This is a genomic window from Lysinibacillus sp. YS11 (assembly GCF_002896375.1).
Classification (GTDB): Bacteria; Bacillota; Bacilli; order Bacillales_A; family Planococcaceae; genus Lysinibacillus; species Lysinibacillus capsici.
In genome coordinates this window covers 2,597,633-2,616,537 of sequence record NZ_CP026007.1, presented here as the reverse complement: position 1 = coordinate 2,616,537, position 18,905 = coordinate 2,597,633, and the positions used below count along the sequence as shown (strand labels likewise).

The 18,905-nt window shown below is 38.4% G+C and carries 20 protein-coding genes and 1 pseudogene; 12 read left to right on the top strand and 9 right to left on the bottom strand.

The genetic code is table 11. The features are described 5' to 3' along the window. The first annotated feature begins 37 nt into the window (after positions 1–37). On the top strand, positions 38–2,644 hold the full coding sequence (locus tag LBYS11_RS13000) for a cation-translocating P-type ATPase (RefSeq protein ID WP_103118310.1): 2,607 nt from the start codon (positions 38–40) through the stop codon (positions 2,642–2,644). Between the two features lie 48 nt (positions 2,645–2,692). Here the strand turns inward: LBYS11_RS13000 and LBYS11_RS12995 are convergent, their stop codons facing one another. Further along, positions 2,693–3,175 carry a DUF3231 family protein gene (locus tag LBYS11_RS12995; RefSeq protein WP_048392480.1) on the bottom strand — a complete coding sequence of 161 codons (483 nt, stop codon included), beginning with the start codon at positions 3,173–3,175 and terminating at the stop codon, positions 2,693–2,695. A gap of 97 nt (positions 3,176–3,272) precedes the next feature. Beyond that, positions 3,273–3,929, bottom strand: coding sequence for a cupin domain-containing protein (locus LBYS11_RS12990; protein ID WP_349679724.1), 657 nt, complete (start codon positions 3,927–3,929; stop codon positions 3,273–3,275). A 239-nt stretch (positions 3,930–4,168) separates the two neighbouring features. Between LBYS11_RS12990 and LBYS11_RS12985 the strand changes: the two genes are divergently transcribed. The 4 genes from LBYS11_RS12985 to LBYS11_RS12970 are packed head-to-tail and all read left to right on the top strand — an operon-like array spanning position 4,169 to position 6,331. Continuing rightward, a complete protein-coding gene (locus tag LBYS11_RS12985) occupies positions 4,169–4,390 on the top strand; it encodes a transcriptional regulator (protein WP_048392481.1) in 222 nt (73 codons plus the stop codon). Beyond that, on the top strand, positions 4,387–5,646 hold the full coding sequence (locus LBYS11_RS12980; protein ID WP_103118309.1) for a Y-family DNA polymerase: 1,260 nt from the start codon (positions 4,387–4,389) through the stop codon (positions 5,644–5,646). Before LBYS11_RS12985 ends, LBYS11_RS12980 begins: the two co-directional genes overlap by 4 nt. Before the next feature lie 12 nt (positions 5,647–5,658). After that, complete coding sequence (locus LBYS11_RS12975; RefSeq protein ID WP_009370357.1) at positions 5,659–5,994, top strand: YolD-like family protein; 336 nt, start codon at positions 5,659–5,661, stop codon at positions 5,992–5,994. Then, positions 5,978–6,331, top strand: coding sequence for a YhjD family protein (locus LBYS11_RS12970; RefSeq protein WP_009370358.1), 354 nt, complete (start codon positions 5,978–5,980; stop codon positions 6,329–6,331). Before LBYS11_RS12975 ends, LBYS11_RS12970 begins: the two co-directional genes overlap by 17 nt. Positions 6,332–6,392: 61 nt before the next feature. Here the strand turns inward: LBYS11_RS12970 and LBYS11_RS12965 are convergent, their stop codons facing one another. The 5 genes from LBYS11_RS12965 to LBYS11_RS12945 all read right to left on the bottom strand — a co-directional run bounded on the left by LBYS11_RS12965 (position 6,393) and on the right by LBYS11_RS12945 (position 9,145). Next, complete coding sequence (locus tag LBYS11_RS12965) at positions 6,393–7,133, bottom strand: hypothetical protein (RefSeq protein ID WP_103118308.1); 741 nt, start codon at positions 7,131–7,133, stop codon at positions 6,393–6,395. A gap of 206 nt (positions 7,134–7,339) precedes the next feature. Further along, positions 7,340–7,816: a GNAT family N-acetyltransferase gene (locus LBYS11_RS12960; RefSeq protein ID WP_048392488.1), complete on the bottom strand. Its 477-nt coding sequence runs from the start codon at positions 7,814–7,816 to the stop codon at positions 7,340–7,342. 87 nt (positions 7,817–7,903) lie between these two features. Further along, positions 7,904–8,188, bottom strand: coding sequence for a hypothetical protein (locus tag LBYS11_RS12955; RefSeq protein ID WP_036076476.1), 285 nt, complete (start codon positions 8,186–8,188; stop codon positions 7,904–7,906). A 359-nt stretch (positions 8,189–8,547) separates the two neighbouring features. Then, on the bottom strand, positions 8,548–8,673 hold the full coding sequence (locus LBYS11_RS12950) for a YjcZ family sporulation protein (RefSeq protein ID WP_103118307.1): 126 nt from the start codon (positions 8,671–8,673) through the stop codon (positions 8,548–8,550). A gap of 247 nt (positions 8,674–8,920) precedes the next feature. Next, entirely contained in the window at positions 8,921–9,145 is a 225-nt protein-coding gene (locus LBYS11_RS12945) for a hypothetical protein (RefSeq protein WP_103118306.1), read from the bottom strand. A 199-nt stretch (positions 9,146–9,344) separates the two neighbouring features. Here LBYS11_RS12945 and LBYS11_RS12940 point away from each other — a divergent pair, with 199 nt between their 5' ends. After that, positions 9,345–10,325, top strand: a complete 981-nt coding sequence (locus LBYS11_RS12940) for a DUF2268 domain-containing putative Zn-dependent protease (protein WP_103118305.1) — start codon at positions 9,345–9,347, stop codon at positions 10,323–10,325. A gap of 531 nt (positions 10,326–10,856) precedes the next feature. Here LBYS11_RS12940 and LBYS11_RS12935 read toward each other — a convergent pair. Further along, a complete protein-coding gene (locus tag LBYS11_RS12935; protein ID WP_036076497.1) occupies positions 10,857–11,843 on the bottom strand; it encodes an SDR family oxidoreductase in 987 nt (328 codons plus the stop codon). A gap of 92 nt (positions 11,844–11,935) precedes the next feature. Between LBYS11_RS12935 and LBYS11_RS23285 the strand changes: the two genes are divergently transcribed. Beyond that, a complete protein-coding gene (locus LBYS11_RS23285) occupies positions 11,936–12,106 on the top strand; it encodes a hypothetical protein (protein ID WP_167444824.1) in 171 nt (56 codons plus the stop codon). A 68-nt stretch (positions 12,107–12,174) separates the two neighbouring features. Here LBYS11_RS23285 and LBYS11_RS12930 read toward each other — a convergent pair whose 3' ends face one another. Further along, on the bottom strand, positions 12,175–13,674 hold the full coding sequence (locus LBYS11_RS12930; RefSeq protein WP_255409670.1) for an S-layer homology domain-containing protein: 1,500 nt from the start codon (positions 13,672–13,674) through the stop codon (positions 12,175–12,177). 155 nt (positions 13,675–13,829) lie between these two features. Here LBYS11_RS12930 and LBYS11_RS24135 point away from each other — a divergent pair. From LBYS11_RS24135 to LBYS11_RS12905, 5 genes and pseudogenes are all read left to right on the top strand, one after another. Continuing rightward, positions 13,830–13,967, top strand: a pseudogene (locus tag LBYS11_RS24135) (hypothetical protein); the annotation flags it as partial. Between the two features lie 161 nt (positions 13,968–14,128). Beyond that, entirely contained in the window at positions 14,129–14,851 is a 723-nt protein-coding gene (locus LBYS11_RS12920) for an SDR family NAD(P)-dependent oxidoreductase (RefSeq protein WP_103118303.1), read from the top strand. 335 nt (positions 14,852–15,186) lie between these two features. After that, a complete protein-coding gene (locus LBYS11_RS12915) occupies positions 15,187–15,735 on the top strand; it encodes a hypothetical protein (RefSeq protein ID WP_036076496.1) in 549 nt (182 codons plus the stop codon). Positions 15,736–16,106: 371 nt separating this feature from the next. Continuing rightward, complete coding sequence (locus LBYS11_RS12910; protein WP_103118302.1) at positions 16,107–17,168, top strand: suppressor of fused domain protein; 1,062 nt, start codon at positions 16,107–16,109, stop codon at positions 17,166–17,168. 65 nt (positions 17,169–17,233) lie between these two features. Beyond that, entirely contained in the window at positions 17,234–18,895 is a 1,662-nt protein-coding gene (locus tag LBYS11_RS12905) for a DUF6138 family protein (protein WP_103118301.1), read from the top strand. Positions 18,896–18,905 lie beyond the last annotated feature (10 nt).

Here is an 18,905-nt window from a genome sequence, read left to right as displayed (position 1 = left end):
GGAGACTTTCAAATCTTGTAAATGGAAGGAGAACTCAATGACTGAATATCATCAACAATCAACTGCTGAAGTCATGAAGATATTGAACGTCACCACGCAAGGTTTGACTGATGATGACGTCCAAAAGAGGCAACAAGTCTATGGCTATAATGTATTAGAGGAAGGGAAAAAGACAAGTACGTTGGCTGTTTTTATGGGCCAATTCAAAGATTTATTGGTCATCATTTTACTCGTTGCTGCCTTCGTTTCCTTTCTACTAGGAGAAGTAGAAAGCACCATTGTGATCATGATTGTGGTTATTTTAAATGCCATTTTAGGTACAGTGCAGCATGTGAAGGCCGAACAATCATTAGATAATCTGAAAGCATTGACCTCTCCCATTGCCAAGGTCATGCGTCATAATCAACTAGTAGAAATTCCTTCTGAAGAAATTGTAGTAGGGGACCTTCTGATGTTGGAGGCGGGAGATTATATTAATGCGGATGGAAGACTACTAGAAAGCCATAATTTACACATCAACGAAAGCTCTCTTACAGGCGAATCAATTGCTGTGGCAAAAAGTACCGACCCCATTCGGAAGCAGAATATCACCATTGCGGATAAGAAAAATATGGTGTACTCAGGAAGCTTTGTGACCAATGGACGTGGCATCGTGATGGTTACGGCAATTGGGATGCAGACGGAAATCGGAAAAATTGCGAACTTACTCGATACAGCCAAGGAAAAGAAAACGCCATTACAAATTAGTCTCGATCAATTCGGTGAAAAATTAGCCTTAGGGATTACGCTGATTTGTTTAGCAATCTTTACGATTGATCTTATCCGAGGACGAGCCTTAGTAGAATCCTTTATGTTTGCTGTATCTCTTGCTGTGGCGGCTATCCCTGAGGCTTTAAGTTCTATCGTGACCATCGTATTAGCTTTTGGCACCCAAAAGATGGCAAAGGAAAATGCGATCATCCGCAAGCTTTATGCTGTGGAAAGCTTGGGGAGTGTATCGGTCATCTGTTCTGATAAAACAGGTACTTTAACAGAAAATAAAATGGTGGTACAGGAAGTTTTTGTGGACCAGAAGAAAATTCCTCATGATTGGCTCAATCCAATAAATCCAGTGGAAAAAGAACTAATGGTAAAAGCGCTTTTATGTAGTGACGCTGTCGAGCGTGACCACAAAGAAATTGGTGATCCTACAGAAATTGCGCTCGTGAAATTGGGGAAACAGTATGGGTTAGATGAATTGAAGATACGTGAGCAATATCCACGATTGGCTGAAATTCCATTTGATTCGACGAGGAAGCTTATGAGCACTGTCAATCAGATGGACAAGCAGCCCATCATGATTACCAAAGGGGCTCTGGATGTACTCTTACCAAAAGTGACACGAATCAAAACATCAACAGGTATTTTTGAGATAACCCCGCAGCATCGCCAGAAAATCGAGGCGGTGAATCGTGATTTTTCTATGAATGGTTTAAGGGTGTTAGCCATTGCTTATAAGGAGGTATTGCCTCTACAAAAAGTCGATCCACGAGTGGAACGAGATTTAATCTTTGTCGGCTTAGTAGCGATGATGGACCCTCCAAGAAAAGAGTCGAAAGAGGCTGTGGAAAGCTGTATAAAGGCAGGTATTAAACCCGTCATGATTACAGGAGACCATAAAATTACAGCAACCGCGATTGCCGAACAAATTGGTATTTTGCAAAATCCAGCTGAAGCTATAGAGGGACATGCGCTCGAAGGCTTAACTGATCAAGAGCTGCAAGAGAAAGTACAGGATTATTCTGTTTATGCCCGTGTTACACCAGCCCAAAAAATTCGAATTGTTAAAGCATGGCAGGATAAAGGACATGTGGTTGCCATGACAGGAGACGGTGTCAATGATGGACCTGCTTTGAAGCAAGCAGATATTGGGGTGGCTATGGGCGTAACAGGCACAGAGGTTGCAAAAGATGCCTCATCCATGATTTTAACGGATGACAATTTTTCAACAATTGTTAAAGCAATCGCCAATGGCCGTAGCATCTATACAAATATTAAAAATGCCATTCTGTTCTTATTATCTGGAAATGCAGGCGCTATTTTTGTCGTGTTATATGCAACGGTTCTGGGCTTACCTGTTCCGTTTGCACCTGTCCATCTTCTATTCATCAACTTATTAACAGATAGTCTGCCTGCTATTGCCATCGGTTTAGAGCCAAATAATAAGAAAACAATGAAGGACAAGCCTAGAAACATTCATACTCCTTTATTAAATAAAAAATTTACCACACAAGTTGTGCTTGAAGGGATATTAATCGCCATCTCCACCATTATTGCGTTTCAAATCGGTTTATCGACAGGCGATACGTTAACAGCAAGCACGATGGCCTTTACAACACTATGCCTGTCAAGGTTAGTGCATGGCTTTAATTCTCGATCCAAACAATCCATCTTTGCGATTGGTGTATTTTCGAATAAATATACGTGGTTCGCCTTTATCATTGGTGTGCTAAGTTTACACATGGTCTTATTTATGCCGATGCTTACAACGGTCTTTGAGGTAGCTCCATTAACACCAGCACAGCTAGGCTTTATTTATAGCCTATCGGTGTTACCATTCCTAGTCAATCAATGGTATAAGCTACTGTTCGTGAGAAATCGATAAAGATTAAAAAAAGAAGCTTCCGTTAGTTATTAAAACGGAGGCTTCTTTTTAGTGTGTAGAGGCTAATAACCAGCCTTTACTCTTACTTAGGTCAATCAATCTCGCTCCAAGTAGCGCATAACGCATATGGAGTTCACTATATTTGGTTAGATGTGTTTTCTTTACTGCCAGCTCTAAAGCTTGGCTTACGGCAATCAAAGAAGAGGCAATATTCATCGATAAAATAGCACTTATTTCGCCATCATTAATGAAAGATTTCCCACGAATATCCGTTATTTTCATTTTACTGTATTCTATTGATGCTGTTGGTGCCAGCACACCGTTTTCCTTTAATAGCAGTGTTAGCTGTTTATTTTCCTCTTTTAAACATTGAATAAATTCCAATGTAAGGATTTTTAAGTTTTTATCACGCGTATGCTTAAAAAAAGCATGACTGGAAGCAATATAGCCTTGATTGATCCCAAGCTGTGACCAAAGCTTGAAAACCTCCTTAAATCGTAGCGATGCTAGATTTTCATTTATCATTGTCATCCTGACACTTCCTAACTCTTAGGTTGATTTAAGATTAGGATGTAGCAGTAAATGACATTCTATTCATCTTTTACAATAAAAAATGTATAAGAGGTCGCTAATAGTAGGTGCCATAAGGGTACATAGGAGGGTAACGATAGGGATAAGGGTATGGACATGGTTTCATATATTGCTGTGGCATGGTTGGTTTATAAGGGGCTTGATCGGTTGCTGATTGGACACGATTGCAGCCTTTTGCTGGTCCGATATAAGTCGTAGGAACAATCGGTGCAATCGTTTTCTTCCATTGTTCTTCATCTAAACAATACGTATGGGCCATAATATTGGCTGGTGTGAATTTTAAGATATCAGAGCCTAAAATGACCTCTGGCGTTGGCGCATCAAAAATAGCAAGTAGATGCGTGTCATCTTCTGTGGCTACTTCATAATGCCACCAGCCCTGTGGTACATTCGCAACCTGCCCAGGCTTGATAGGATAGTTTTGAATTTTCTTGGTAAAGGGATTCAATATAGAAACCGTTGCTGCTCCTGCAATACAATAGACAAGCTCTGCAGCATTTTGATGGTAATGTGGCTCGATGACATTGTCTTTACTTAAAAAAATATCAAGCAAAGATGTATTTTCTAATGTATTTAATTGTTCCACACCGAGAATATTAATGTAATTTCGGGAGTCTTTTTTAAAAAGCGTACTTTTATTGACATCAAAAGTGAACGCTGCAGAAGGGGAGTTATAATCGATATTTGAGCTGATACTTACATCCTTTCTCATATAAATTGAGCTATTCATCATCATAGATTATGTTTTAGGTACTTCTAGACTTACACAAATGCCTAGCTACAGTCAGCCTCTGTCTGGAAAAAAATTAGCTAAAATTACCACTTCTATTTCAGAACATACGTGCGTATAATAAAAACACAAACGTTTGTTCTTAGTTATCAAAAACTCTGTTCAACATGAACGCAAACAGAGTCAGTAAAGGAGCATTCAACATGAAAGAACAGTTGATAAAAGCCATGCATCGTCACCAAATCGTTCACATGATGTATATAGCGAAATCAGGTGCCATTACGAAAAGGCGCGTGAAAATTATCCACATTAAAGGTGATTCCTTTACCGCCTTTTGTTTTACAAGGCTAGCGAAGCGTACGTTTCATATTAACAATGTTCTAGCACTTCTGCCCATTCTCCAACGGGAGTCTGAGGTGATATGAATTACAACGACTTCCCACAGAAAGATATTTTTTGTATTGATATGAAGTGCTTTTATGCAAGCTGTATTGCCATGCTAGAAGGGCTAGATGTGCTGACAGATCCAATTGCTATCATCGGTAATTTTGAACAACCTGGTAGTATTGTGCTGGCTGCATCACCAGTGATGAAAGAAAAATTTAACATTAAAACAGGGAATCGGCGTTATGAAATTCCCAAACATCCAGATATTAAGTTGTTTGAACCAAAAATGTCCTTTTTTCTAGAGATGTCCATGGCCATTACGCGTCTGATTGCACAATATGTCCCTCCAGAGGCGATCCATGTTTATAGTGTGGATGAAAGCTTTATAGATCTAACAGGCACGGAGCAACTTTGGGGTTCGCCTGAGCAGGTAGCCAAATTGATTCAGGAAGACATCTATGAAAAGTTTCGCATTCCGTCCGCCATTGGCATGGGACCAAACATGTTGATGGCTAAATTAGCATTAGATTTAGAGGCAAAAAAAACAGGCTTTGCCAAATGGACCTATGCCGATGTCCCAACAAAGCTTTGGCCAGTGCGTCCTTTATCTGATATGTGGGGGATTGGGAAACAGATGGCAGCCAATTTAAATGCGATGGGCATTCAAACAGTCGGTGGATTAGCCCATGCCGATTTAGCCGAATTAGAAAAGCGCTTTGGTATTATGGGTAATCAATACTATTACCATGCATGGGGCATTGATCTCTCCACATTAGGTGAGCCATTGGTGAACAATGCGGCATTAAGCTTTGGGAAGGGCCAAATGCTCATGAAGGATTATCACACACGAAAGGATATTGCAGTTGTACTCCTAGAAATGTGTGAGGATGTGATGCGACGTACACGGGAAGCAGGCTATGTCGGGCGGACTGTTAGCTTGGGGCTCTCTTACAGTCGCAATGCGATGACGAAGGGGTTCCATCGCTCAAGAACCATCGAAAGTCCAACCAATGAGACCCTTGTTATGTATCAGACTTGTCTGGACTTACTAGATGAGCATTTTGCGGGTGAGCCAGCGCGTCAATTATCTGTTGGACTGACAAATTTAGAGGCAGAGCGTAGTATTCAGCTTGATTTATTTGATGAGCGTAAGGACCAGCGACAGGTCATTGGTCATGTCATGGATGCGATTCGTAGAAAATATGGAGTGGTGGCCTTATTACGCGCAGCCTCCTATACCAGCGCTGGTACAGCTATTTCACGGAATCGCTTAGTGGGCGGGCATTTAGCATAAGGAGTGGAAAAAATGATAAGAGATAGAGGAACGATGAAATGGACAGCGATGATGCTACCAGAGCATTTAATGCTTTTGAAGGCATGGAAACAAGAGGTGTTGACAGAGTTGCCTCGGGAACATGCTGAATGGGAGCTTGAAGAATTACAGCAAATAATCACACAAGCATTCACACAGCATAACTATATTATGTTAACTATATGGGAACATGGTAACTATGTGCAATGGGGAGGTACCATTCAAGCGATGAACGAGGACCAGCTGCTACTAGAAACCATTACCACAACGAAGCACATCCCGTTAAGATACATTTATGCTGCTCGTATAGAAGATGATGGATGTGATTAATGGAGAGCAACGACGATTATTACATCAATATTTGCTGCTTGATTTAGCTGTGAAATCCTTACAGCACGATCTAACAGTGGCGGAGCATTTTAAGATGAAGCGTGTATTTTTACCTGCTATGGATGCTTTATTAAAGCAGCTACACAAAGATTATTTTCAATTAAAACGTCAGCTCGCCCAACAAAAAATACGATTAGTTGGCTGGCATCGAATTGATGATTATTTTAGTGATGTGCAGGTGGCTACCGCAGGCAATGATGAGGTACTACGCTATGCCAATCAAGCGTTAAAAACACAAGTCGAAGAGCTAATGAATAAACATTTACACAATGCCTAGGCTTACGTCTACGACGAAAAAGCCAAAAGCTGATGACAGGAGTGGTCAGCTTTTGGCGGCTTTATTTCTCGATAGGTTTCACATCAATTTGCTCAACAAGAAACTCATTGTTAGTACGATTAAATTGATAGGTAATACGAACATCGGCTACATAAATAGGTGAGATGCCAATCGATCCAGGGATGTTTAACATTATTTTTTGATTTTCTACTGTATAAATAACCACACCACCGAAAGCAAGTTGCGCTTGATTGATATCTGGTACTGGATCAAAGTCATAATCAAATGTAGATTCTTTTCCCTGTGCTTTCATCGTAATCGCTAATGTGCCATCATCTTTTTTCGTAATCGTTGATTCAATAGTATGTGCAACGATGTCTTCATAATGTTGGACATTCATCTCCGATAAATCCTCTCCATTTACCACATGAATCTCATAGTGATTGAGGCCTGTCCCTCGTCCAGTTTGGATAATAATAGCAGCCTCTTCCTTATGATCATTTGTCAGATCTGTATAGAATAACTGAGGTTTAGTTCCTGTATCAGGGATTGTCCAGTCAAAATTTTTCCGCTTACCACCAATATCTAAAGTTACCTCTGTAATTTCATTTTGTGCTTCATTTCGTGCAAATAATTTCACCTTCTCATCATCGGAAACGGCGATCAATGGAGCCTCATGCTGTATCTCCAGCTGTGATGAGACCTGTTCAGCAGGGGTGTTTACTGTCTCATTTGGAACAGTAACACTACATCCAGCTAGTAGAGAAATTCCTAATAACCATAGCCACATCTCTTTTTTCAATGTCTAGTTCCACCTTTTCTATAGCTAATTGACTTTATTATACTGTATAAACATGCCCCATAGCAGTTGAATTCGTGAAGGAAAAGCTTATATGCCAGGGAGTGGAGGTGTAACAATGAAATTCTTAGAGATGGTAGGGGAAAATAGAATTCCATTGTTTGTAAGGTACGTCTCGCATTTTGAAAAGCAAATGAGTGACGATTTCTTTACAATGGCAAATTCATAACGATTTGCTCACCAATAGGTCCCATTCTTCTTTCTCCATGATCCATAAAGCCCACTTTGACATATAAATTCTGTGCAGCTATATTTTTATGATTGACGACTAACACTACTTCATTACATTCTTTAAACTCCTGCTTCACAAAATCAGCAAGTGCAGACATAGCCTTTTTAGCATAGCCCCTACCTTGCTGCTGATGATCGATGGACAGGGCAGTTAGTAACATTGCCTGAGGATTACTAGAATATTGTTGGACTCTGTCCGTTGCATGAAGCACAAAAAAGCCGACAGGTACGCCACCACTTAAAATCACAATTGGATACTGTCCGACCTTCTCGATTGAAATCTCTTGAGGAAGTGCCGTAAATTGGTGTTGTTCTTCAGGTAATTCAAAACGATTTAACTGCTCTACATAGCTTTCAGAGAAATGTACTAACTCAATATTCGTTGTTTCTTGCATAAAAAAGCCCCCTTTTCTAATAGTTTAACCAGAGAACAAACGTTCGTCAAGGGGGCTTGTATTAAAATAATGTGGGGGTAGGTCATTTTAACTTAAAAGGGTACCAAAAAGTAAAATAAAAGAAATACTAATCATCACAATAAGTGTAATGACCATTGTTAAAATTCCTCGAAGCAAGGTCGTTAAATTTTTAACATTTTTCATACCGACCAGGCTTAGGTAGAAACAGGCAATAGACAAGAGTAGTGTCAACAGTAATGGATGGAAATGAAGATAGGTGTCAAAGAAGTCTTTCATTGAACCTGATAGAAAAAATAATAGAATACAGCCCAAAGATAAGATAAATGACCAGAGATTCAAATTAATTCCCATTGTTTTCCTCCTTCCTATAAAAACGAATTTGTTGTAGGAATGTTCCGATGATTCCGCTTGATAGGGAAAAGGAGAAACTAAATGTGTGTTGCTAGAACAGGGTCACTCGGACGAAAGTGACCCCAAGTACCAAAAGGAGTGTAAAGTAAAGTTACAAGAACTTTACACTACTATTATTATGTGAAGCTAGCGGTTTAAGATAGTTATCTATCTAAATTACTAACTTTTAATTGTGAGTAAAAATAAATGAGCTAGAAAAAAACGAAAAGGGAGGAGATTTGAATAGCTGTGGTAGTGATTCATGCTAAAAAGGCTTTAGCTTCTGTAATGGAACAGAGGCTAAAGCCTGAGACGATCAATTAACACATGAAGCTAGCACCAACGATAATAAGAAGGATGAATAGTACAACAATAAGCACGAATGTAGAGCTATTGCCGCTTCCATTGTCCCCGCCACAGTAATTATTGAAATTACAGTAACTCATGAAACACACCTCCTTTCTTTCTTTTAAAGTATGTATTGGACAAAAGGGGGGTATTAGCGAGTAGAGAAAAAATGAGTTGTCCCTTCATTCGGGAATAAAGCGGTGCAAGCTTTACTTTATTATTATGATGGAATAGTAGCTTGAGTTAGTTGTTAGCCTGTATAGCATCAAGAATAATGAAACAAATACTACTAATTGTTTTGGTATTCAACACGATGTAAAAAAACATCCGTTCTAGGATGTTTTTTTAGTATAACGGCTGCTGCGTATGACAAGGGGGGAAGCCGTTCACATTATGAATCATATGAAGGTCGTATTGATTTAAGGCAAATTGACTTTGATACAAATATTCAAGAACAAGCAGTTTTCCTCCTGATACGCCACAGAGGACACCAGAAGTTCCTTGACCATTTGTAAAAGAAACACCAACAGGCTGACCGATTAAATACGGAATTTTATGTTGCCAAGGCACAATAGCCACTCCTTTCACTATAATATATGAAAGGCGTAGCTAGAGGTTCTTACCTTCACAAAATCGTACACTCCGTTTGTGGAGATGCTAACTAAATACTGACAAATCAATCATTCTTTCATTACTATTTTTATGGTAATATAAGTTATATATGGGGTTATAAAGAATTTTTAGTTATTAACGATTGGGAGGAGAATGGATGAAATTTAAAAAGGGAATCACCTTTATTCTAGGTCTCTTACTACTTATGCTTGCTGCCTGTACACCAACAGAAAAAAGTGAGAGCCAACTTCATGAGAAAAAGCAAATAACAGATGATGAAGAGATGGTGTTCTCATTTGAGCACCCTCAAACCAAACAAAAATACAAAATCATTCATGCCAATCAACTGTTTTATCCGTATATGGAAAAGGTCAAAGAGAATCCGAATCTTTCAAGCTCGGAAACTCTGGATCTGTATAAAAAGGAAGTTATTCAACCGATCTACCAGGATTGTTTTGAAAATGGGGAATATTATCATATGGCAGAAACTCTGCTTAATACGGTTCCTAGCAGGCTAACAGAAATACAAATGGTGAGTGAAAAAATGGAAACACATAAAGCAGAAATCAATCAACTCATTCAAGAATCGCTATTGAAATCCGCAGACCTCTTACCCTCTCAAAGCGATGTAGCTGTTTGTGTATTCCCTTCAGCAACCAATAATAGAATACCCTTCGCAGTAGGAGCGGGCAAAATCATCCTCCCGCTTTATCTAAATGTTTTGGATGATGGTATAAAGTCAACTGTTGCTCACGAATACCATCACAGCGTTTGGGCGGAAAAATATTTAAATAAAGATGTCGGAGCTTCGGTATTGGATAGTATCGTCTTTGAAGGAAAAGCGGTCATGTTTGAAAAAAACGTTTATCCTGACTACGGCTATACAGCAAAGAATGTAACTTACAACAAGGAATTATGGTCTAAAGTAGAACCTGATTTACATAAGTACGACAGTAATCGTACCTCAGACATCTTATATGGTGGAAAAGGGTTACCGAAAAATTATGGTTACAGTGAAGGCTATAAGATGGTTAAAAACTATCTTGACTTGCATCCTGAACAAACACCAGAGGATTGGACAGCCTTAAGTGCACAAGAAATTTTCGAAGAAGGAAAATACTTGGAACACTATCAATAACTATTTTATGACACTTATTTGTGAGAGTACAAAATTAAAGAGCACTTTTACTGATTACAACATGAACTAGTAAAACATGCAGCATAATGATAGGACTTTCTCAATCGAAAAAACAAACAATAAGTCACTACGGTTTTAAATCGCAGTGGCTTATCTAATGCCGCACAGTCCTATTAGGATGATTGGAATGAGGAGAACCTTCCCAAGAACAATGCAACGGCTTTTAATGAATTAAAACTTGGGGAAATCTCCAACTAAACAGAGTATGTAAAAAGGGATAGCATTGTACAAAAACATCTTGGGGGCGATGTTAAAGGTGCTATCCCGACATTAATGTATGTGAAAGAACTTATAAACATTACCACTGTAAGTAAATTGAAAAGTAATTGAAATAAGGGTGTAAAGCTTTTATTATAGGTATAATCCTAGGCATCATGGATAAAAAAGGTGGATTTTCCTTGTCTGCTATGGATGAATTTATATTTTCATTTAATAGAAAATTTTTAGTACATATTTTAAATATAATGTCGATTATGAATTGGTTGATTCGCCACCATCTACATGCAAGACTTGCCCTGTAACATGCCTCGAATCATCTGATGCTAAATAGACAAAAGTAGGGGCGACTTCAAAGGGCTGAGCCATTCGGTTAAATAAATTAGTTCCATGTAAGGCGTTTTCATCAGAGGAAAAGCTAGAAGGAATAAGTGGTGTCCAAATACGGCCAGGGGCTATCGCGTTGACACGAATCTGTTTTTTGGCAACGCTTTTAGCTAGGGAACGAGTCCAGCCTACGATAGCCGCCTTTGTAGCAGAATAATCGATGAGTAAAGGTTCTCCTGCATAAGCCACAACGGAGGCAGTGCCAATAATGGAGCTTCCTGCTCGTAAATAAGGGAGAGCGGCTTTTGTCGTATAGAAGTGAGCATATACATTTAATTTAAAGGTTTCATCAAACTGTTCATCCGTGATGTCTGTCAGCTCATTTTGCTGAAATTGAATCCCAACATGGTTACATAAAATATCCAATTGACCAAAAGTGTTCATCGTTTCGGAAACAATGTCTACACATTGTTTTTTAAAGCGAAGATCTCCAGGAAGCAGCAGACATTTTTGTCCTAATTCTTCAACTCTTTTTTTCGTTCTTAGCGCATCTTCATGCTCATCTAGATAAGCAATGGCCACATCGGCCTCTTCTTTCGCAAAGGCAATGGCAGCAGCTGCACCCATCCCGCTATCACCCCCAGTAATAAGCGCAACTTTTCCCTTTAATTTACCACTCCCTTTATAATGAGGATTTTCTATGATGGGCTTAGGAACCATTAAGCTTTCCAATCCCGGTTGGCGTAATTGTCTTTGTTCAGGTTGAGTAAGTGGCACTTCTTTATATTGCGTAATCTTCCCATAGACAGGATATTGCGGGTATGGATCTTCCTTTTTATTGTCCTCAAACCACTTTTGATAAAAGTGGATTTGTGCTAATAATTCACGATAGTCCTTGTCATTCGGATTAGTAATAACCAATCCCTCCTTTTCCACATATACTATGAAAGTTTAGCTTTTTGTGTTAAACATCCAAACAAGCAGTGAAGGAAACAGGAGGACTGAAAATGGAGGTTGAATTTTTCCCAGAAGTTACGCGATTATTAGAAAATGAAGCGTCTACACTTGAGATCCATTATTTGAATGACACCTGGTTAACACCAACCATTGGCGTAAGACCACCTTATTATAGCTACCCAATCTACGAGTCATATTATCCGATTTGGGACAATGAATAAACTGTAAACGAAGAAGCCATCTGATGCTGAAAAAACAACACCAGATGGCTTCTTTATTTATAAGAATATTAATAATTTTTAATCTCTTCGAAAGTCCCGAACGTTGCATCCCGTAGATTAATTGAACCATATATATTTTTCTTCCCATCAATCACTAGCACCTTTGGATGCATGTATTGTCTGGGAATACTTGATTTTTGTCCGTCCGTTTTGTGGAATGCTAAAATTTGTTGCAATGTCACATCATCGGTATACGTAAATCCACCGAAATCATCATTATAGGTATGGAAAGGTACCGGCCGAATGATAGGTAAATAATAAAATGTGCGATCTTTTAGTACTTTTCCTTCCAATAGAACATCTCCATTATTTGTTACTGTGTAACGCTTATCACCGATATGATTCATGGCATCTGTATCAGATACCATCACACCTTGATAGTCGAAATAATATCGGTAATGCACCGTCTTGGGTGTTCTTATAATTTCTTCATTTTTCATAGATAATACATTTCCATTGATTGTATGCTCTATTATGCCAGAATCACTGTTTATGAAATACATAGATATACCTTGTTTATCTAAATATCCTGCTTCTGATCCATATTCTTTTCCTGTATCTAATAATTTGTAATGCGCATCTGTAAAACTATGCATTAAGAAAAGGTTCATATTGATATATCCATGTTGACCTGGAATGTATTTTTTTACAATGGAGAAAGCATTTGATTGCATAAATTGATTTCTTAGCTGTAATCGTGATTCGTGAGGACGACCAAAAAGGCTAGTCCCGTCAATTAGCACTTCTTCGTCGATGGCAAAGTTTCCATCATAGCGTGCATAAATATGAAGAAGAGAATTAGAAAAGGACACATGTAAATGGGATTTATTGATCGTTGTTACATTTGAAATTTTTTGAAATCCTAGCTCTTCAGCTGTTTTTTCAAAATGAATAACATGGTGATTGCGCTCAATTAATTTGATTGTTCTTGATAAAAAAGAAGCAAACTGCACACGTGTCACACTGTTTTTGGGATTGAAAGTATCTACATTGGAAATGCCTAAAGCATTAAGTGCCTCTATATAGGGTCTAGCTTCTTTATTTGCTTTCTGTATATCCACTACATCACTTTGCAAATCATAGGCATAGTCAATCAATGAATAGTTTCGGGCTAATACCATAAGTCGGTTTAACGTTAGTGCCATTTGTTCTCGTGTCATGTGATTATATGGATTTAGGCGTCCATTTTCTCCTTTAAAGATGCCATTATCGTAAAGTAAAGTTGAATACTTTAGCAATTCACGATCCTTCACACGAAGGGGCATATCCATAAAACGATCCATTTCCTCCCAATTTTTATCAACCTTCGCTATGCCGTTCTGTTCGATATATCGTCCCATCATTACGACAACTTGACCACGAGTAATCGTCGTGTTTGGGGAAAAAGTTGTCGGTGTTGTTCCCTTAATAATATTTCTTTTTGTTAGATCCTGTACTTCTTGTTGCATTTGATTCGGCAGTTTTTTTATATCATCAAAGCCACTTGCAGAGACAGAAATGAGATTCATTAAAAAAACGAAACAGAATAAAACGAACATTATTGTATAAATAAGCTTTCTTTTCATCTTTCACCTGCTTTAACCAATATCCACAAAATGATAGCATGTTTAAACAGATAAATTCTATTGGTAATGAATAACAAATATAAAGTAACCCAGAGCTAACTAGATTTATAAATGCTACTGGTATTAAAGAAATAATTATTGTTGGTTTATTTGCAGAAGGCTGTGTAACTGCAACTACTTTAGGTTCTCTTCACAATAATTTGCAGTGGCAAGTTCAAGTGATAAAAAGAGATTAATAGCATTAAATACGTTAAGATCAAATAAGGTGAAAGTTATTCATTCTTTTCAGTTAGTAGCGATAATTTTGAAAGGCAGAAATTCCTTTCACTTAAGAATATATTAATCGGCAACAAGCTACAGGTTTTCATTACATTTTGTCATGAGAAAGGATGGTAATATGAGTAGGAATTTTATTATCTTTGGAGCTAGCCAAGGATTGGGAGATGCATTTGTTAAGGGGTTACCTGTCAAAGGAGATACAGTATGGATGGTAGCACGAACGAGACCCAATAGTTTAGAGCTAAATGATGGAGTAAATCGTCACTGGCTATCCATTGATCTGTCTAGTCAACAACAAATTTCCACTTTAAAAGAAGTGTTACAAGGCATTCCGCTCGATGTATTAATTTATAATGTGGGTGTATGGGAAAAGCATGGTTTTGAAGATGATTATACATTTGATAAGGATGAAGTAGAGGATATTTCGAAATTAATCAATATCAATCTAACTTCTACTATTACATATATTCAGGCACTTTTACCCAACTTAAGACAAGCGAAGCAGGGAAAGGTTATTTTAATTGGATCTACAGCAGGCTTAGATCACACAAACAATGCACAAGTTTCATTTGTCACATCTAAATTCGGCGTAAGGGGCATTACAAATGCACTGCGTGAACATTTAAGGAAAGATAAAATTTCTGTCACATGCATTAATCCTGGTGAACTGGCAGCAGAAGTACCCTATGAAGAAGGAGCGGAAAAAGCCATTCATTTATATGAAGGTACACGAATCCCCGTACAAGATATTGTCTCTCTTGTGCAATGTGTAATTAATCTATCAGCAGTCTCCTGTGTAAAAGAAATTAATGTCCCAGCCATAACGGATTTAAATGCATGATTACTCAGTGAACGCTACTCAATATTGAGTAGCGTCTTTTAATAAAAAGGACAAATAGATTCCGTGCCTTAGAAAAAATTTTCACGACCCCTTCACACATAACACTACAATTAAGCTCATATAAATAAAGGTAGTAAAAAAATCAACATCCTTTCATCGTCATAACCAATTCTAAAAATACTTCCAGCCTATTAAATCTTAAGAAAATCTTCAGGTTCTACTAGGAAATATTTAAGATTCGCTGTGTATAATTATAAAAAAAGGAAATTCACGAAACCATTTGAAGATTTAAAACGTATTGGTAGTAGGAGAGAGAATATTAAGTAGGTGAAGATATGGCACATACGATTTACATAGTATTAACCAAAACAGGGACGTTATTATCAAAAGCGATCGGCATGTATACGGGCAAGGAGATGAATCATGCATCCATAGCCTTTGATGAGGGGCTATTTGAAATGTATAGCTTTGGTCGAAGGCAATTGAACAATCCGTTAAGTGGGGGCTTTTTACGAGAGGATGCAGAAAGAGGGCTATTTGAGTGTGCGGATTGTGTTATTTATCGCTGTCGTATATCACATTATCAATATTTAGACATGATGAAAATTGTCCGTTATATGTACTGGAATCGAGATCGCTATAAATATAATTTTATCGGACTTTTTGGTGTGGTGATGCAAAAGGAAGTGAGACGTGAGCGTGCTTATTTTTGTTCCCAGTTTGTAGCGACGCTACTAAAGGTGGGAGGGCTAAAAATATATCAAAACCCAGCATTAATGACGCCTCATTGCCTAGCGCAATTACCGTATTTAGAGAAAGTATTTGCAGGGAAATTGGCAGATTATTTACAAACGGTTCGTGAGCCAGCTATGCTATATGGTTAAGATGCACTACCTGACGTTTAAATAGTAAAATAGACACTCATGCGACAATCTTCTATTTTGTAAGAGGATTGTCTTTTTATCTTTCAGCGAAAAACACCCTTCTTTATCAGTGGTGCGATAAATGTACAAATTGTATTTTTTGATTCAATGGTGTCCCGATACTTTTCGAGCAAGCTCGAAAAAAATGAACGCAATTACGCTAAGGCGTCATCAATATTAGTCATATTTACCCCATATAGAATGTCAATAAACCTAGTTGCTGGAAACTGGAAAATGAGTCCTATTCCTGTTAAAAGAGTCACCATAAAATTGCTATCATAAATAATAGATACGTACGTTCTACGAGTGATATCAGCAAGGAGGATATGGAAATGAGTGATGAAATAGCAGCAGTTGGCTGGGATGCGATTGATCAGGCATTAGCACAGGTATATGGTGAGCAGGAGCCAAAGCATTATGGAACTTTGATTCCCTATTCACTGGGAGGACAAGATCCTTTAGATGGAATTAGTGTTTATAAAAGCGAAACATCCATTCCGCATTGGCATTTTGTTACATATGGCTTCTCGGAACTATATGAAAAGGAATTTGAAAACAAGGACTATAGTGGATATGGATTTGAATTAACATTTCGACTAGTACGTCAACTAGATGAGGACGAGCCACCTGCTTGGGCATTGAATTTACTACAGAATATGGGCAGATATGTGTTTAATAGTGGTAATGTATTTAGAGCGGGAGATTATTTGGATGCAAATGGTCCGATTTGCCTCGATGCCGACACACAATTAACGGCACTAGCCTTTACACATGATCCAGAGCTTGCTGAAATCGATACACCAAATGGCAAGATGGAGTTTATCCAAATGGTCGGTATTTCAGAGGATGAGTTAGAAGCGATGCAGACATGGAATACACTTGGTGTACTACAGGCTGGCATGAAGCAAATACCAAGCTATACTACGGATTTAACAAGAACTTCTCTCCTACAAAATCCTGAAGTTGCCGAGGCAGTTGTGCGAGGAATGGAGGAAGATGGCTCTAATACGGGGTTTCTTTTCGTAGATCAACTTGCTTGGGAAGTAGAAAAAAAGAGCTGGTTTAACAAACCGTCTAATGTTGTTCAACTTGGAGCAAAGCAAGCAGCTGTCATTAGTAAATTATTACGTGGACGTATTCTGAAAGATAAAGATCTTACCTTAGTCGGTCAACAAATAACGATAATATTTAAAGCAGGCCCTCAAATAGGCTATTCAGAGAATGGTCAAGAGAATACGATCACATTGAACAAGGCAGCGGTAGAAGAATTAAGTCAGAGGCTGATACCGCAAGAAAGTCAATTCACTATTTCTTCTTTAGCTGGTGTAAGTTTTCAAATTTTGAAGACACATATTAAAAATCAAGAAGGAGCGGTTGTGAAAACAATCGGATAAGATGGATCTCTCGCTAAGGCTTTAGCGGGAGATTTTTCTCTAACAATAGAAAGGGAGGATGTACAGTGAAGCAGTGTGTAGAGCATTTTCTAGCGGCTGTGTGGGAGCAAATCACGGCTGTTTATCAACAAGAGAGTAAACGAATAACAGGGCTGAAAGAGCAAAGTAGGTTACAAGCAGGCATCCTTCAATATTTGAAAGTTGCCTGGAAAAAAGGAAAAAGTCCTAATGGCACAATCTTTATAGATGTTTATGAGCCATTTAGTTGGAGTGATAGCTCCTATAAGGTGGAAGCGGGTTCATACATACAAGAATTTACAGATGTCCAGCATATTGAAGAGCTTTTTAGTGCTTTATGTACTAAAACAGAGGAAGTATTTCAATCTGAGCAATACGGTCCCCGATTTTTTGATTACTGCTTTGAGGTTGTGCTGGAATTTGAACATGATAAAACGGTGCTTCATTATCAAAAGGAGCTGTTGAATAATCGTAAACTAGCGTCAACGAAACAAGTGCTGGCAAGCTTTATAGAAACAAAGGTGATGGCAGAGCTACCAGTAAGACCAAGTGACAATGATGAATTTTTCCTTGCGAAGCATTTGGTCAATCCACATTTTTTCCATCAAACAGCTGAGGAAGTCGAACCACTTATTCATCGGCTTCAAGAAAAGCATCGGGCGAATAAAGAACGTTTAGACAAATGGATTTATTATTATACAATGGCCTTTAAGCAGTGGGCAGAGGAGCATTTTTTAACGCACTATTTTGAACAAGCAGGCGATTATAGGAAAGAGTGGGTATTGAAAACAGAGGACTCGGTACAACAACTAGAGAAGGAAAAACTAGATTTCTTTCTTTATGTCGCGTTGAAGATTGGTCAAAAAGAGCCAGCCAGTCGATTAGAATACTTGGAACTTGCGAAGCAGCTTGGCTCGCTGCAGGCAGCTAATTATTTGGAAAAAGGAAGCGGTCGTTTTGAAAGTATAAGAAAGCGGGATGTATTCGAAGGACAGGCAAATGATATTTTACAAACGATTGATATACGAGTGATGGTAGAAGAGGAAAACGCTTATCGTGAAGCCCTTTACTATATCATTCAACTGCTACAAGAAGGTTTTCCAAAGGGCTATAAGCTGACTTTAAAGAGTAAAGCGAAAAATTATCTTCCTATTAAAAAGTTAGCTAAATCAAAGCTTCATCAATTTTTCGCCAATTGCCTACAATATCCAAATCTTTTCCCTTTATTAGCGGACTATGCCCAGCTTGCTATGGAGGAATTTGCTTGGTATCAGGATGTTGAGCCGAGTGAAAAATCAGCTATGCCCAGCACCTATGCGGTTTTTGGATTAGGACTTTATAGCAAGGATTATTTTCCACTTGTTCAACGATATATGTTACTCGTTGATACAGAGCATCAATCCGTGCAAGATGCTTATGCGGAAGCCTTTCTTGAAGCACATGGCTTATCAGTAGAGATGATGCCTGTGTTTGTAGCTATTTTACTTGGTGCAAGTGAATCAGCTAAGCCAATAAAGAACATTGACATCATGGATTTAGATTTGCTCGTGGCACTCGGACAAGAACTTGAAAAGAAAGCAGATTATCAGCGTCCATTTGTTTTATATCGAATATTCGGTAGTTCCAAGAAGCTTGCTCAGCGACTAAAGCAAGAATCAGCACCAATAAGGGATGAACTTGAGAAATTACTGCAATGGATGGATTCCTGAAGGGGGTAGA

Coding starts and splice junctions, on each gene's coding strand:
- LBYS11_RS13000 (WP_103118310.1), top strand. CDS start 38: ATGACTGAATATCATCAACAATCAACTGCTGAAGTCATGAAGATATTG.
- LBYS11_RS12995 (WP_048392480.1), bottom strand. CDS start 3,175: ATGACAATGATAAATGAAAATCTAGCATCGCTACGATTTAAGGAGGTT.
- LBYS11_RS12985 (WP_048392481.1), top strand. CDS start 4,169: ATGAAAGAACAGTTGATAAAAGCCATGCATCGTCACCAAATCGTTCAC.
- LBYS11_RS12980 (WP_103118309.1), top strand. CDS start 4,387: ATGAATTACAACGACTTCCCACAGAAAGATATTTTTTGTATTGATATG.
- LBYS11_RS12975 (WP_009370357.1), top strand. CDS start 5,659: ATGATAAGAGATAGAGGAACGATGAAATGGACAGCGATGATGCTACCA.
- LBYS11_RS12970 (WP_009370358.1), top strand. CDS start 5,978: ATGATGGATGTGATTAATGGAGAGCAACGACGATTATTACATCAATAT.
- LBYS11_RS12960 (WP_048392488.1), bottom strand. CDS start 7,816: ATGCAAGAAACAACGAATATTGAGTTAGTACATTTCTCTGAAAGCTAT.
- LBYS11_RS12955 (WP_036076476.1), bottom strand. CDS start 8,188: ATGGGAATTAATTTGAATCTCTGGTCATTTATCTTATCTTTGGGCTGT.
- LBYS11_RS12950 (WP_103118307.1), bottom strand. CDS start 8,673: ATGAGTTACTGTAATTTCAATAATTACTGTGGCGGGGACAATGGAAGC.
- LBYS11_RS12940 (WP_103118305.1), top strand. CDS start 9,345: ATGAAATTTAAAAAGGGAATCACCTTTATTCTAGGTCTCTTACTACTT.
- LBYS11_RS23285 (WP_167444824.1), top strand. CDS start 11,936: ATGGAGGTTGAATTTTTCCCAGAAGTTACGCGATTATTAGAAAATGAA.
- LBYS11_RS12930 (WP_255409670.1), bottom strand. CDS start 13,674: ATGAATCTCATTTCTGTCTCTGCAAGTGGCTTTGATGATATAAAAAAA.
- LBYS11_RS12920 (WP_103118303.1), top strand. CDS start 14,129: ATGAGTAGGAATTTTATTATCTTTGGAGCTAGCCAAGGATTGGGAGAT.
- LBYS11_RS12915 (WP_036076496.1), top strand. CDS start 15,187: ATGGCACATACGATTTACATAGTATTAACCAAAACAGGGACGTTATTA.
- LBYS11_RS12910 (WP_103118302.1), top strand. CDS start 16,107: ATGAGTGATGAAATAGCAGCAGTTGGCTGGGATGCGATTGATCAGGCA.